The following is a 13,769-nucleotide window of genomic DNA, read 5'->3' on the forward strand; positions in this document are numbered from 1 at the left end:
CCTCGCCGCGTTGTCGTCGGTCGCCCACGCTCCGCGGGGGCTCCCTCCTCCGCCTTGCGATCCACGGCACCACGCGGACACCAGCCGCTGCCGCGGCGGGCGCTCCCTCATCCAGCCAGATCCAAACGAAAGACCCTAGCCATGCGCCCGGCCGAGGTCATTCACCTGCAGAAATCCCAGTGCCGCCTGCCCTTGAGCGGCCGGGGACTTCTGAATCTGAAGGGCGGCGTTCTGACTGCGGGCAAGGAGTGGACAAACGACGGTGCGGTCCACGAGACGCACTCCCTGAAACGGCAAGCGGCCAAGGCCACCCAACCGGTGCGTATCCCCCGGGTGCTCGTCCGCATGTTGCGCGAGCACATAGGACGCTTCGGCGTCGCACCCGACGGACGTCTGCTCCGCAACGCCGCGGGAAAACACATCGACGCATCGGCGTACGGCATCACATGGAGACGAGCCCGTGAGGCTGCCCTTGACCTTGACGAGCAAGCCCTTGAATTGGCGAAACGCCCCTACGACCTGTGTCACGCCGGCATCTCGTTCTGGTTGGCCTCTGGTGTCGACCCCGCAGAGTGTGTGCGCACCGGGCTGGGCAGAGCATCCAGGTCCTCTTCCGCTATTACGCCGCCCGGCAACCGCAACGGCTGCAAGGCGTGGGGCTGTCCGGCGCCAAGGATGCCGTCGGCAAGACCACGGTGATCGCGGACGGCGGCTACCGGGGCCCCGGCCTGGTCATCCCACACCGCCGCGAACCGTGTTGTCCTTGATGAGCTCGGTGCCCGCGGTGAGCTGGACTGGTCGCGTTGCGCGATTGATTCCGTCAGTGTCCGGGCGGCAAAAGGGGGTCACTGACGGGACCGAATCCGACCGACCGTGGCAAGTCGGGATCGAAAATCCAGCTGATCACCGACCGGAACGGTCTTCCGCTGTCGCTGGGAATTTCCGGCGCGAACACGCACGACAGCCAGGGCCTGGAGCCGCTCGTGCGCGCAATTCCGCCCATCCGCTCCCGGCGCGGCCCCCGCCGCCGGCGGCCCGGCAAACTGCATGCCGACAAGGGCTATGACTACAACCACCTGCGCCGATGGCTCCGCAGTCGCGGTATCACCCACCGCATCGCCCGCAAAGGTGTCGAGAGTTCACAGCGCCTCGGCCGCCACCGATGGGTCGTAGAACGGGCCGTCTCGTGGCTGGCCGGCTCGGCCTGGTCAAACACGTGGCCACCGTCGAGGCCAGGTACTTCGGTGAGGTCTTCGACCGCCCTTCCCCGGACCCGGAACCGCTGCCCCGAGGGCAGGACTACAACGGCAGCGATCTGTGGGCGACCGCGGATGAGACCCGCGATCAGATCATCGGGTTCTACCGGCGCACGTGGGAACACTCGGACGCGACGATCAACGAGCTTCCCCTCGACGCCCCCGGCCACGTGCCGTGGTGGCCGGAGCCTTATTCCAACACGAACCTGTTCGCCGTCATGGTCCATGTCCTCGGCGAGTCCATCCGGCATACCGGGCACGCCGATATCCTGCGCGAGGGACTCGACGGCCGGACCGGGTTGCGCGCCGAACACGAGAAGCAGATCGACGAGGAAGCCCGTGCAGCCTACTGCGCGAAGATCGAGCAGGCCGCCAGGTCGGCCGCACCAATCAAGGCTTAGTCGGGTAGCCGGGTCACGTTGCCGCGACCCGGCTACCCGACTTAGTTGATCCCTATCGCTCATCGCGTAGGCGGCACGCGGCCAGTGCGTGCTCCTCGCCGCTTCCGGACACCAGGGCGTGACAAGGATCAGGCATCCCTCAACTTGTGTTTCGGCAAGGGATTGTTCGGTCCCTCACTGGTCCTGGGGACACCATGCCGCCAGTTGGAGGCGGGAGGCACAATCGTCGTACCGTCCGATGCTCGCCACCGGCCCAAGCGGGGAGCTCCCCATGAGACGCTTTGCATTGCCGTCAGCCCGCCCGTCGCCGCGACGGCCTCGTCTGCGCTTCGCTTCTCCACCCGGGCAAGGTGAGCGAAAGGCGGCCCACCCCGTCGGGCTGTTCGGCGGTAGCGGTGAACGTCGTAGTCGTTCCCGGGTTGTACGTGGTAGACGGGATCTGTGACCCGCTTGTCCTTGTCGAATTCCGCGAAGCCCTTGATCCGGTGCTTGGTGCGGTCGACGGAGATCTCCCGCTTCCTTCGGTCAATCGCGCTGAAGGACGCCCCCATCTCGACGCGACGGGGGCGGCCCTGTCATACGTGCGTTGGGTGGAAGATCACCGCGCGGTGAGAAGCTCTCCGTTCGCCTGACCGGCGCCCCGGTTCACACCTACGCCGCAGAAGCCGTGGTTCAGCCTGCCTGAGCCGACGTCTGCCCCGGCTTGTCAGTGACGGTACGGCTCAGGACCGCGATGTCGTCGATGGCCTCGCCCTTCTCGCCCCACGCCGTGCCCTCGACCATGACACTGCGCTGGCCGAGGAAGTGCAGGCTGTCCTTGTTGAAGATCCATTCCGTGCGCTTTCCCTTGTAGACGCGGGCGACCGCCACGCCGTCCCGGCCCGCCGCGTCGGTCGTCCGGTCGACGACCGTGACACCGGGGATCTTCGCCGCGGCCCGGTACAGAGCGGCACTGACCTTTGGCGGGGCGAGCTGCTCGCCCAGCAGGTCGCCGATGGTCGTGAACGCCTGCTCGTGGGGGTCGGATCCCATTCCCTCGGTCTCATCGTAGATCTTCGTGAGCAGCCCGCCGGGGTCGGTCGGCAGGGACTCCAGGTAACGGTAGGTGGGGTCGTTCAGGGACGGTACCGAGTCGCCTCCGTCAACGAACTGCTTGGTGCCGTACTCCCAGAGGAGTGCGGGGCGGGATCCGTCGACGGAGAGCCAGATCCGCCGCATGTGGGGCTTGTCGCTGAGCCGGCCGTTCGGACCGCTCACCCTGGTCGGGGCGACCTCGCTGACAATGTGGACGTACTGGTCGTCGCGGATCGTGGGCGCCGGCCGGGAGGCGGCGGCGACCGCGATCCGGTCCAGCAGCACTGCGGCGGAGGGGCGGGAGGCCACGGTCGGGTCCAGGCTTCCCGCGCCGGCGGGACCGTTGTCGGACAGGCTCCCGGTGGCCAGTACGACGGCGGCCACGGCGCCCGCGGCCAAGCGGTACGGCCGCCAGTGCCAGGCGGCGGCGCAGGGGACGGGAAGCGGTTCGGTCGGTGGTGGTGTGCTGCCGGACTTCACGCATGAGGTGGTCCTTCAGAAGCTGGTGGCGGCGTCCGGGCAGATCCCGATCGGCCGGGACCGGCAGCAGCCGGGCCATCTCTTCACGCTCCGCCGGGGTGCGCCGGGGCGGTTCGGCGTTCATCGGGTCTCCTCCTGGGGTGGCCGGACCGCGGAGCCGCGGTCACCCGGGCGCCGGGAAGTCGCCGAGCATTTCCTCGTCGAGAGCGCACCCGAGCAGAACGGCCCGCCCACGAGCGAGCAGGACGCCCCGTTTCGACGGGGACGGCTGCGGAGGCGGTGTCGCCTCCGACAACGGCGGCCCCACGGTTGACGTCTCATGGTCGGAGTCGTAAGCGGATGGCTGCGGTGCTGACGGCGCTGTGGAAGACGTAGGCCTGTTTACCGTAGCCGGTGGTGACGGTCCGGAAGTTCTTGAGCCGGTTGATCGTCCGCTCGACTTCGTTGCGGCGCCGGTAGATCTTGCGGTCGAAGCCGGTGGGCGATAGGCCGTGCGTCGGGCGGCGGGGCACTGGGGCGTGGAGATTATGTTCGGTGGCTTCCAGCCGGAGTGCCTTGTCGTGCTCTTCGAGGCACAGTGCGACCGGCAAGTGGCGCGGCGACCAGTGCTGAGTCGGCGCATCGGGCGGTGCGGCGGCCAGGCCCGCCGGACCGCGGGCGTGCCGCGATGACGCTGTACCACCGCGTGCGCCCAGCGCCCTGTACTGCCGTGAACGGTGCGGTCGTACGCCGGCGCACGAACGAAGGCGGGCGTCCTGCGCGCCGAGCGGTGGCGGGAATGGCATGCGCCGAAAGTGTTGCCGCTCCCACCACAGGCTGCGGGGGGAGGCCGGGGGAGCTGCGGCGATGTCCACGCGCCCGCCGCTCGCCGGCCGGCGGGCGCGTGGCCGGTGCAACCGCAGGGGCCCAGGGTGCGACACCGGGGGCCCGCGTCGGCCAGCGCGTGGTGGCCTGAAATCAGCGGTACGGCGTGCGGACCACGGCGGACCGCGGTCGGCGCGTGGCGGGTTCGGCAATGATGCGCCGCATGGCAGCGAACACGGATCCTGCGAAGGCGTCCACCTCCGGCACATCCTTTACCTACTGTCTCGACGCGGGCCCGCTCGGCAGCAAGGACGAGACCCGCGCCTCGACCCTCTGGCGGCTGAACGGCACGGCCTGGGAGTACCTCGCCGGGAAGGCGTGGACCCCCGCGAGGATCGACCTGGTCCCGGAGTCGGTCCGCACCCTGAGCACGAGGATCACCGCCGGGCAGGCGGACACGGTCGTCGGCGGGCTGCTCGACCTGAGCTACTGGGGCGTGTACGAGACGGACGCGCCCGAGGGGGCGGACCCGTACACGGTGATCCGCCGCGACGAGCGGACCGGTGCCCGCGACCAGGCGCTCGGCCGTGACGGCCGCTGGTCCAACACTCTGACGCTGTACAAGGTGTTCACCGCGCCGGGCGCCGACCTGCCCCGGGTGCGCAGGCTCGACACCGGCATCGACGTGGTCCGCGCGCTGGCCCTGTTCACACCGCCGCCCGCGACCCCGCCCGCCACGGGCGGCGGTTCCCCGGAGCCCGCCGCGCTGACGCCGGAGGAGGAGGCCAAGCTTGTCACCTACCACGAGACGGCAACGGGCCGGAAGGACAAAGTCGGCGCGCTGATCGCCAGCATCGCCAAGGCAACCAATGGCACGCTCGTCGGGACCGAATACGCGCTCAAGAGCCTCGGCTCGCTGCGGGAGAAGGTCCTCAGGATACGCGAGGAGCACGCGGGCAAGCCGGGCCCGGCCGCCCAGCCGCTGACTCTCGAAGTGGCGCTGGCGGCGGTCGCCGACCTGCACCGCTACACGATCCTCTACGCCCCCGCGCAGTACGCCGCAAAGGCCAGGGACGCCTGCGCGGCGTTACGCGCGACCTACCTGGACCAGGTGTTGCGGGACTACTGGTCGACCGACTATTACAAGGGTTTCAACACCTCCTGGCAGGCCAAGGACCAGTCGTACATGATCGAGGTCCAGTTCCACACGCCCAACAGCTACGACACGAAGTCCGCGACGCACGTCTACTACGAGATCAACCGCGCACCGGCCTCCGGGGAGTGGGACCGGCGCGCCTGCCGGGCCCTGCAGACGCTGGCCAACGCGGAGTTGGAGATCCCGCCGGACCTGTATCTGCTGCCGGTGAAGGTGCCTGCGACGGAGCCCGACTACCGGAAGGCCCCGGAGTTCCAGGCGGCTCTGGTCCGGGTGAAGGCGCAGGCGCTCGAACTTGGTCGGAAGGCGACGGGGTTGAAAGCCTGAGCGGCCGGGCGACCGGACTGCGTGCAAGGCGTCGAAAACGGCCGCGAGTCGCTGCTCAGCCGTTGCCCCGGGGTACTTGTTCATGGTGCTTGCCGGGGCGGGGGATCGAGCGGTGGGTGACCCAGACCCTCCCCGCTGGCCATATCGTTGTCCACGAGGCTGACTGCTGGGTCGCCTCCGGCCAGCTCACGGCGGCGAGTGCCGAGCAGGTTACCGACATGATCACGGCCGGGCGGGCCGAGGCCTGCGACGTCTGCAAGCCGACGCCTGAGGACATACGACCCGCGCGTTCAAAGTTTCCCCAAGGAATCCGCAAGACCGACCGGAGACGCTGATCGGACCGCCGCATCAACGGGGCGTCGGAAGCCCGGCCACCAGCGGGAACCCATGCGTCTTCGCCATGCCATGGCCAGCACCGTATTCAGCACCGCGCTCCTCGCCGGCGCAGCCGCCGCGCCAGCCCACGCGGAGCGTGTCTTCAGGCGTCGTCCGCCCGCCGGACGGAAGGGACTGGTTCGTGTGCGGGTCGTTGGTGTGTGCATGGGGGCGGGGTGATCCGAGCGATGCGGAGTGGGAGCGGCTGCTGCCGTTCCTGCCGGTCAGTAGCGGACGTTGTGGGCGGGGGCGGGATCACCGGCAGGTGGTCGACGGGATTCTGCACCGGGTGCGGACGGGGGTGCAGTGGTGTGACCTGTTGGAACGGTTCGGGCCGTGGAAGACCGTCTACGAGCGTCATCGGCCAGGGGCCCTTGCATCACGCGGGCTCCACAAAAAATTCCTGCCAGGCTTCTCCGTCGCAGGGCTTCTGGACGGCCTCCCGTGTGGTGTCCCGCGTCTGGCCGCGGATGGACACGCACAGGTCCGTATGGGCCGGGCGGATGCGGTACCCGCCCGGTACGGGTTCGTCGACCGCTTCCATTCGGAAGTGCTGGGAGAGTCGCGTCCTTCCACAGTCGTCCCACGGTTCCAGGAAGTCCTTGACGGGACCGCTGTCGAGCACGGTGAGACAGCCGATTCCACCGTCGACCGGGTGCTCCCACTGGATGTGGAAGAGCCCGTCGCCGACCGCTTTGAGGTACGTACGCGGCTGGGCGCTCCCGGTGCAGGGTCCCTGGACGGCGACGGCGGACCCGTAGACGCCTCCGGCGGCGCGACCCTCGGTGAGGCACGAGCCGGGCGAGCCGATCGGTCGGATACGGGACCTGCCCTGAACGGGACTCCGGGCCGGCGCGACCGAGGGTATGACGGAGGGGTTATCCGCCGCGGTGTCGGGCGGCGGCGAGGACTCCGTGCGGGGCGCGAAGATCCACGCACCAGTGACGAGCAGCAGGAGAGCGCCCGCCGCCATTCCAAGGGCGACCGGCAAACGGAGCCGGTGTGACCGCACTCCTACTCCCTCCAGCCGGACAGTGGACGGGTCTCCGGGCGGCGAACCGGCCACGGCCGCTGAGGACTTGCCGACACCGGCGGACTCATCCGGCTCCCCTGCCTCGCCGGGCACCCCGGGGTCACGGACCTCCCCGGCCGAGATCCTGCGCCGCGCCTCCAACCAGATGTCCCCCTGGTCACCCGCTCCGCACGCGCGGACGAAAGCGAGCAGCATCTCCGGGCGCGGCAAGGACTGCCGGCGCAGGACATCCGCCAGTGTGCTGCGCGCCAGTACGTCGCCGTGCGCCTCCGCCTTCTGTTCCAACTGCCGGAAAGTGAGTCCCGACCGCTCCTTGAGCCGCCGCATCAGCGCGACGAGTTCGGCCGCGTTCCGCGCGGCGCGCGGCGTGAATTCCTCCTCAGCCCCCATGGGTGGGCATTCTTGTTGACCCGTCCGAGGTCAACAATGTTGCTTTCGGTCGCCCGTGTGACGGATATTGACTGCCACGCGGGGTGCGGGTGCGGCGCCGACGGCCAGGAACTCCTTTGTCTACATCGGGTCCCGCGATTGACGCCAACGGCCGGGGAGTCGTGCGCGGCGTGGTGTCCATGGCAGCGCGGGCCGGTTGGCGGGTGGCGGGCACTGGAGGCGGTAGCGGCTCGCCAACGGGCTGGAAGAGCGAGGTCGGACCGTCCCCGGAAAGGAATCCTTTTGGGAGGTCAGCGCAGTGTGGTCCGGTCTCACGGGAGACAGCCGAAGGCCCCGCTCGCGTGAGCGGGCGGGGCCTGTTGGGGGTGTTGGGGCTAACAGGTCTACGGCGTAGGACACGTCCGCCAGGCTGTGACACTGGCGAGGGAAGTCGGCAGTGCACGTACTACGTGGACAACCGCAGCCTGTGAACGCGGTATGGCAAGCCCGACCGGGATCGGGGCGGTATGGATCACGCCGCCCCTCGCGCAACGGGCCAAGGTTGTGAGGCACCGTCGAGTTCGGAGGGACCGGGTTCGCCCGTCACCGCTCTGGCCAACGGCCCGTCAGCTCACGACCGCCAGCTTGGTCAGCTTCCCCCAGCCCACGCTGTCGAGCCTGCTGAACAAATTCTTGATGTTGGACGGGTTGAGCTTGATGCAGCCGTTGGAGTAGTAGTCGTTCGGGTTGCTGTTGGTCCACCTCTCGGACTCGATGGAGCCCTGCTTGGCGTTCGGCGTCATCTCGCTGTGGATGAACAGTTCTGTGCGCTTGGTGCCCTTGCTGCATCGCTTGTCGGCAAGCTTGATGACATAGCCGTTGATGATTCCGTCGAAGTTCTTGCTGTGGAACTCGATCTTGTAGTCGCCGTTGGGCAGCCAGCCCTTCCCGACGGCACAGGTGTTGGTGCCGGTCCCCGATCCGGCCTTGTAACTCGCGACGACCTTGTCGGGGCCCGCGACGCTCTTCATCAGATACAGCTTGGAGTTGGTCACGGTGTTCTTGTCGAACTTCAGGTAGTACGTCGTGGCAGCTGCGGCGGCAGCGGTGCGTTCGCCCGCTGACTGCGCCTGGGCCGGGGCCATGGTGGCCGCCAGACCGCCGGTGAGGGTCATCGTGAGGGCTATGGACGCAAGGCGTGCGCGGGTTCCCATGAGGGTGCTCCTGCCGTGAGTTCGTGCGGTGCCCGGCGGGATCGCTCGGGCTGGGGCAGAGCCTTCCGGTGCAACGCGTGACCTGGCAATGGCGGTTGGTGTCCCGGACAGCCCCGCTCTGTCCGGGCTGGTCAGAGCGGTGTCCGGGACATGTGCGCATCGGTACGCGGCGCTTCGAACTGACCTGGGGTGCTACGTGCCGTACGGAGGGCTCGTCTGGTCGACTTTGCCGAACGAACACGGAGCGCCCGAGCGACACCCAGAGGTGATCCGCCCGCCCTTGGCAGGCATCGAGTTGCTGTGATCGCCGCGCCGACGCAGCGGGCCCCGAATCGGCGAGTTGGGGATCGGGGTACGGGTCCGGCCTGGTCGTGCTGTGTTCCGGTGCGTGAACGGGTCTCGTAGGGAGACGAGATGACGGCCGTCGGCTCGTGGCCGAGGTCTTGGAAGAACGCGATACCGCCGGGTGTGTTCCGGCCAGGCTCTCCCGGCCGGCAGTCGGTGTGGCCCGGCGGCGCCGGTATCGCGGGTGCTGCGTTGCCGGCGAGGACGCGTTAACCGCGCGCTCACCTGTTGTGGTGCGGACGCTGGCCGCCCGGTTTCTAGCGTCGGTTCCGAGACGGTCGTCCGGCCGGCTCGTCCCCCGCGCAGAGGTGTCATGATGCGTCGTACCCTGTCCGCCGTGCTGACCGGTCTGGTGATCCTGACCGGAGCAGTGGCGTGCTCCTCCGGCAGCTCCGACTCCGGATCCGGCCCGTCCTCCTCGGCCCCCGCGCCGGAGGTGAATCCCGCCGGTGACATTCCCGACAACCAGGTGTACGTGGACTGGTCACCGGCCGGAGCCGGTTATCGCGTCAAGGTGCCCGAGGGCTGGGCGCGCCAGGGCTCCGGCACCGCCACGGTCTTCAGCGACAAGTTCAACAGTGTCCGGATCGAACGGTCACCGACCCCGCGGGCGCCGACTGTCGACTCGGTTCGTGCGGCCGATCTGCCGGCCGTCGAACGGTCAGGAACGAATGTGACGGTGGGCAAGGTGAGCACCGTGAGCCGCCAGGGCGGCAGTGCCGTACTGGCCACGTACCGGGCGGACTCGGCGGCCGACGGCGTGACCGGCAAGAGCGTCCGGCAGGACGTGGAGCGCTATGTGTTCTGGCACAAGGGCGAACGGGTCGTGCTGACGCTTTCCGGCGCGGTGGGCGCGGACAACGTCGATCCGTGGCGTACCGTCACGGACTCCTTCCGGTGGTCACGATGACCGCGGCAGCTCCGCTCAGCGCACGCTCCCTGTACCGGTTCTTCCGGGCCGGTGAGGAGGAGACCTTCGCGCTCCAGGGAGTCGGTCTGGAGGTGGCGAAGGGTGAGATCGTCGCGGTCATGGGCCCTTCCGGGTCCGGCAAGACGACTCTGCTGAACTGTCTGGCCGGTCTGGACGAACCTGACGCGGGCATGGTGCGCGTCGCCGGTCTGCCTCTGTCCCACCAGCGGGAACAACTGCGCGGCCGGCTCCGAGCCCGGCACATCGGTGTGCTGTTCCAGTCGGGCAATCTGCTGGAGCACCTCACGGTGGCAGGCAACGTACGGCTCGTACGGCGGCTCTCGCGCACCCCGGACCACATAGGGCCACGGGATCTGCTGGAGCGAATGGGTATCGCGGGACGTGCGGGCGCGCTGCCCCGGCAGCTCTCCGGCGGCGAGTCGGCCCGTGCCGGTCTGGCCGTGGCACTGGCCAACGACCCGGCCGTGGTCCTCGCCGACGAGCCCACCGGTGAGGTGGACGCGGAGACCGAGCGGCGGATTCTCGCGCTGCTGCGCGAACGGGCCGCGACCGGGACCTCCATGGTGGTGGTCACGCACTCGCAGGCGGTGGCCTCCGTGGCCGACCGGGTGCTGCGGATGCGGGACGGACGGTGGGTGTGATGGCCGGGACCGGAGAACCGCTGGTCGTCTGCGCGGACGTGGCGCGCACCTATGGCTCGGGCAGCGGCGCGGTGGTCGCCGTGCACGGCGCGAGCTGTACGGTCGCCGCGGGCGCGCGTATCGCGGTCGTGGGCCCTTCAGGCTCCGGCAAGTCGACGCTGCTGCACCTGATGGCCGGTCTGGACCGGCCCACGGCCGGGCGGATCACCCATCCCCGGCTGTCCGAAGGGCCGCTCGCCCGGCACATCGGTTTCGTCTTCCAGGGACCGAGTCTGCTGCCGCCGCTCACGGCGGTCGAGAACGTCGCCCTGCCACTGCGTATCGACGGCGTGGAGGAGACGGACGCGGAGGTCCGTGCCGTCGCGGCGCTGGAGAGCCTGGGACTGGCGGCGCTGGCGGCGAAGCTGCCCGACGAACTGTCGGCCGGTCAGGCCCAGCGTGTCGCGGTGGCGCGGGTGCTGGCACGACGGCCGCGGCTGATCCTGGCGGACGAGCCGACGGGCCAGCTCGACCGCTACAGCGCCGAGCAGGTGATGACGGTGCTGCTGGGCGCCGCCGAGACGCTCGGCGCGGCCGTGGTGGTCACCACGCACGACACCCGGGTGGCGGAGTCGCTGTCCACACGATGGTCCATGGCCGACGGCCGGCTGGTGCCGGCGGATCGTACGGGACCTGAGCCGCGGGAACATCAGGAAGGTGAGGTGCGATGATCAAGATGTGGCTTTCGGGGCTGCTGCGTGTGCGCGGCGGCCGGCTTCTCGCGACCGCGTCGGGAGTGATGGTGGCCGTCGCGCTGCTGTCCGTGCTGGGCGGCTTCCTCTCCACGACCCGGGCCACCATGACGTCCCAGTCGGTGCGTTCGGTCTCCGTGGACTGGCAGGTACAGGTCGCCGACGGGGCCGATCCGACCGGCGTGCTGTCCACCGTGCGTGCTCTGGCGGGTACGAAGAAGGCCCTGCCGGTCGGTTACGGGCAGACCGATGGGCTGGACGCCCGGACGAACGGCACACTCCAGAGCACCGGGCCGGGGTCAGTGCTGGGTCTGCCCGCCGACTACGCCACCGTCTTCCCCGGCGAGATCCGGGTACTGGCGGGGAGCGGCCGGGGAGTGCTGCTCGCCCAGCAGACCGCCGCCAATCTGCACGCGGCTCCCGGCGACACTGTCACCGTCAAGCGGGCCGGGCTGCCCGCGGTGCCGCTCCAAGTGGCCGGTGTGGTGGAACTGCCGTTCGCCGACTCACTGTTTCAGAACGTGGGAGCGCCGCCGCAGTCGCAGCCCTCGGCGCCGCCGGACAATGTCCTCCTGCTTCCCGAGCGGACCTGGCGCACCGTGTTCGATCCGCTCGCCGGTCCCCGGCCCGATCTCGTACGGACACAGATCCACACCCTGCGTGGCCATGATCTGCCCGCCGATCCGGCCGCCGCGTACACCACGGCCACCGGCAGCGCGCACAACGCGGAGGTACGGCTCGCCGGTACCGGTCTGGTCGGTGACAATCTGGGCGCCGTTCTGGACGCCGCCCGCTCGGACGCGCTCTACGCGCAGTTGCTGTTTCTCTTCCTCGGCGTGCCCGGTTCCGTGCTGGCCGCCGCGCTGACCTGGGCGGTCGCCCAGGCCGGAGCGGGCCGCCGACGCAGGGAACAGGCGCTGCTCCGGGCCCGGGGAGCCACCCTGGGCCGGCTGATGGGTCTGGCGGCGGTGGAGGCCGCGGTTGTCGCGGTGGCCGGCACGGCGGGCGGGCTGGCGCTCGCCGCACTGGTGAGCCGTACGGCGTTCGGTACGGCGGGGATCTCGCCGGCGTGGGCGCTGGTCGCCGCGGTGGCGGGAGTGGCGGTGGCGGGCGCGACCGTACTGGTACCGGCGCGGTTCGACGCTCGGCGGGCAACCGTTGTCTCCGGCCGTACGGTGGTCGGGCGCCGCCCGGTGCCACGTCCGGCGTGGTGGGCACTGGCCGTACTGCTGCCGGCGGGCTCGCTGGCGGTGTTCCGCGCCACGAGCACGACGAACTACGCGCTGGTCCTGGCCCCGGAGGGCACCGCGAGCCTGTCCGTCGACTACTGGGCGTTCGCGGGCCCCGCCCTGCTGTGGGCGGCCGGGGCGGTGCTGGCCTGGCTGCTGACCGACGGGCTGCTGCACCGTGGCGGGCCGGTGCTGCGAAGGCTGTTCCGGCCTGCGGCCGGTGCCCTCTCCGGCACGGTCGCGGCCAGTCTGTCCCGGCAGCGCGGCACGGTGCTGCGCTCGGTGGTGCTGCTCGCGCTGGCCTGCGCGTTCGCCGCGTCGACCGCCGTGTTCAACTCCACCTACCGGCAGCAGGCCGAGGTGGACGCCGTGCTGACCAACGGCGCCGATGTCACCGTCACCACGTCCACGTCCACATCCACAGCCTCTGCCACTGGTCCCGCGGACATCACCAAGATCGCCGCGGTGCCCGGCGTACGTCATGTCGAGCCGCTCCAGCACCGGTTCGCGTATGTCGGCGCCGATCTCCAGGACCTGTACGGCGTACGGCCCGCGAACATCGTGTCGGCCGGGCGGTTGCAGGACGCCTACTTCTCCGGTGGTACGGCGAGCGCCCTGATGGACCGTCTCGCCGGGCGTCCCGACGGGCTGCTGGTGAGCGCGGAGACGGCGCACGATTTCCAGCTCCACCCGGGCGATCAGGTCCGGCTCCGGCTGACCGACGCGCGGACCGGCCGGCTACGTACGGTTCCCTTCCACTTCGCGGGTGTCGTGAAGGAGTTCCCGACCGCGCCCAAGGACAGCTTCCTGGTCGCCAACGCCTCCTATATCGCCCGTACGACGGGCAGCGGGGCCGCCAGTACATTGCTGGTCGACACGGGCGGCATGGATCAGCGGGCGGTCGCGGCGCGGGCGCGGGTACTGCTCGGACCGAACGCGCGCATCACGGATCTGCCGTCGTCGCGGACCGCGATCGGATCCAGTCTCACTGCCGTCGATCTCGCCGGACTCACCCGGGTCGAGCTGGGATTCGCGCTGGTGATCGCCGCCGCGGCGGGCGGTCTGGTGCTGGCGCTCGGACTGGCGGAGCGGCGGCGCACGCTGGCGCTGGCGTCGGTGCTGGGCGCGCGGGGACGGCAGCTCTCGGGATTCGTGTGGAGCGAGGCGGCGCTTGTGGCCGTGTCGGGCCTCGCCGGTGGCGCGGTGCTCGGCTGGGCACTGTCGCGAATGCTGGTGAAGGTGCTCTCCGGAGTCTTCGATCCGCCGCCGTCACAGATCGTCGTCCCCTGGGCCTATCTGAGTGCGATGGCCGGGATCACGGTGACGGCGCTGGCGGTGGCGGCTTGGGCCGCCGTACGGCATGCCCGCCGGCCTCCGCTCACCGAGCTGCGGGAGCTGTGACG

At 69.9% G+C, this 13,769-nt stretch carries 10 protein-coding genes and 5 pseudogenes; 10 read left to right on the forward strand and 5 right to left on the reverse strand.

The genetic code is table 11. The annotated features are described in order from the left end of the window. Positions 1-135: 135 nt before the first annotated feature. On the reverse strand, positions 136-528 hold the full coding sequence (locus ACWGDX_RS12505; RefSeq protein ID WP_453624941.1) for a hypothetical protein: 393 nt from the start codon (positions 526-528) through the stop codon (positions 136-138). Positions 529-630: 102 nt separating this feature from the next. Here ACWGDX_RS12505 and ACWGDX_RS12510 point away from each other — a divergent pair. The 3 pseudogenes from ACWGDX_RS12510 to ACWGDX_RS12520 all read left to right on the forward strand — a co-directional run. Beyond that, positions 631-752: pseudogene (locus tag ACWGDX_RS12510) on the forward strand (IS5/IS1182 family transposase); the annotation flags it as partial. Beyond that, a pseudogene (locus ACWGDX_RS12515) lies at positions 751-1,193 on the forward strand (IS5 family transposase); the annotation flags it as partial. The pseudogenes ACWGDX_RS12510 and ACWGDX_RS12515, both read left to right, overlap by 2 nt. A gap of 5 nt (positions 1,194-1,198) precedes the next feature. Next, a pseudogene (locus ACWGDX_RS12520) lies at positions 1,199-1,657 on the forward strand (DinB family protein); the annotation flags it as partial. Positions 1,658-2,329: 672 nt separating this feature from the next. On the opposite strand, the gene ACWGDX_RS12525 reads toward ACWGDX_RS12520, so the two are convergent. Then, positions 2,330-3,211, reverse strand: a complete 882-nt coding sequence (locus ACWGDX_RS12525) for a CU044_5270 family protein (RefSeq protein WP_453624846.1) — start codon at positions 3,209-3,211, stop codon at positions 2,330-2,332. 317 nt (positions 3,212-3,528) lie between these two features. Next, positions 3,529-3,717, reverse strand: a pseudogene (locus tag ACWGDX_RS12530) (IS5/IS1182 family transposase); the annotation flags it as partial. Between the two features lie 521 nt (positions 3,718-4,238). Between ACWGDX_RS12530 and ACWGDX_RS12535 the strand changes: the two are divergent. The 3 genes and pseudogenes from ACWGDX_RS12535 to ACWGDX_RS12545 all read left to right on the forward strand — a co-directional run. Continuing rightward, positions 4,239-5,498, forward strand: coding sequence for a hypothetical protein (locus ACWGDX_RS12535; RefSeq protein ID WP_453624848.1), 1,260 nt, complete (start codon positions 4,239-4,241; stop codon positions 5,496-5,498). A gap of 116 nt (positions 5,499-5,614) precedes the next feature. After that, the gene (locus tag ACWGDX_RS12540) at positions 5,615-5,833 is read left to right on the forward strand and encodes a DUF6233 domain-containing protein (protein WP_453624850.1); all 219 of its coding nucleotides are present in this window, start codon (positions 5,615-5,617) and stop codon (positions 5,831-5,833) included. Between the two features lie 197 nt (positions 5,834-6,030). Next, positions 6,031-6,237: pseudogene (locus tag ACWGDX_RS12545) on the forward strand (transposase); the annotation flags it as partial. A 15-nt stretch (positions 6,238-6,252) separates the two neighbouring features. Here ACWGDX_RS12545 and ACWGDX_RS12550 read toward each other — a convergent pair. Beyond that, positions 6,253-7,296, reverse strand: coding sequence for a helix-turn-helix domain-containing protein (locus ACWGDX_RS12550; RefSeq protein WP_453624852.1), 1,044 nt, complete (start codon positions 7,294-7,296; stop codon positions 6,253-6,255). Between the two features lie 605 nt (positions 7,297-7,901). Beyond that, entirely contained in the window at positions 7,902-8,489 is a 588-nt protein-coding gene (locus ACWGDX_RS12555; RefSeq protein WP_453624854.1) for a L,D-transpeptidase, read from the reverse strand. A gap of 658 nt (positions 8,490-9,147) precedes the next feature. Here ACWGDX_RS12555 and ACWGDX_RS12560 point away from each other — a divergent pair. From ACWGDX_RS12560 to ACWGDX_RS12575, 4 genes are read left to right on the forward strand one after another with little or no spacing between them, the layout of a single operon-like run. Then, positions 9,148-9,744 (forward strand): hypothetical protein, encoded by a 597-nt coding sequence (locus ACWGDX_RS12560; protein WP_453624855.1) that lies wholly within the window; start codon positions 9,148-9,150, stop codon positions 9,742-9,744. Then, the gene (locus ACWGDX_RS12565; protein WP_453624857.1) at positions 9,741-10,406 is read left to right on the forward strand and encodes an ABC transporter ATP-binding protein; all 666 of its coding nucleotides are present in this window, start codon (positions 9,741-9,743) and stop codon (positions 10,404-10,406) included. Before ACWGDX_RS12560 ends, ACWGDX_RS12565 begins: the two co-directional genes overlap by 4 nt. After that, the gene (locus ACWGDX_RS12570; RefSeq protein ID WP_453624859.1) at positions 10,406-11,116 is read left to right on the forward strand and encodes an ABC transporter ATP-binding protein; all 711 of its coding nucleotides are present in this window, start codon (positions 10,406-10,408) and stop codon (positions 11,114-11,116) included. The genes ACWGDX_RS12565 and ACWGDX_RS12570 overlap by 1 nt, the downstream gene beginning before the upstream one ends. Beyond that, positions 11,113-13,767, forward strand: coding sequence for an FtsX-like permease family protein (locus ACWGDX_RS12575; RefSeq protein WP_453624861.1), 2,655 nt, complete (start codon positions 11,113-11,115; stop codon positions 13,765-13,767). The genes ACWGDX_RS12570 and ACWGDX_RS12575 overlap by 4 nt, the downstream gene beginning before the upstream one ends. Positions 13,768-13,769: the final 2 nt, after the last annotated feature.

The organism is Streptomyces sp. NPDC055025, from assembly GCF_053608565.1.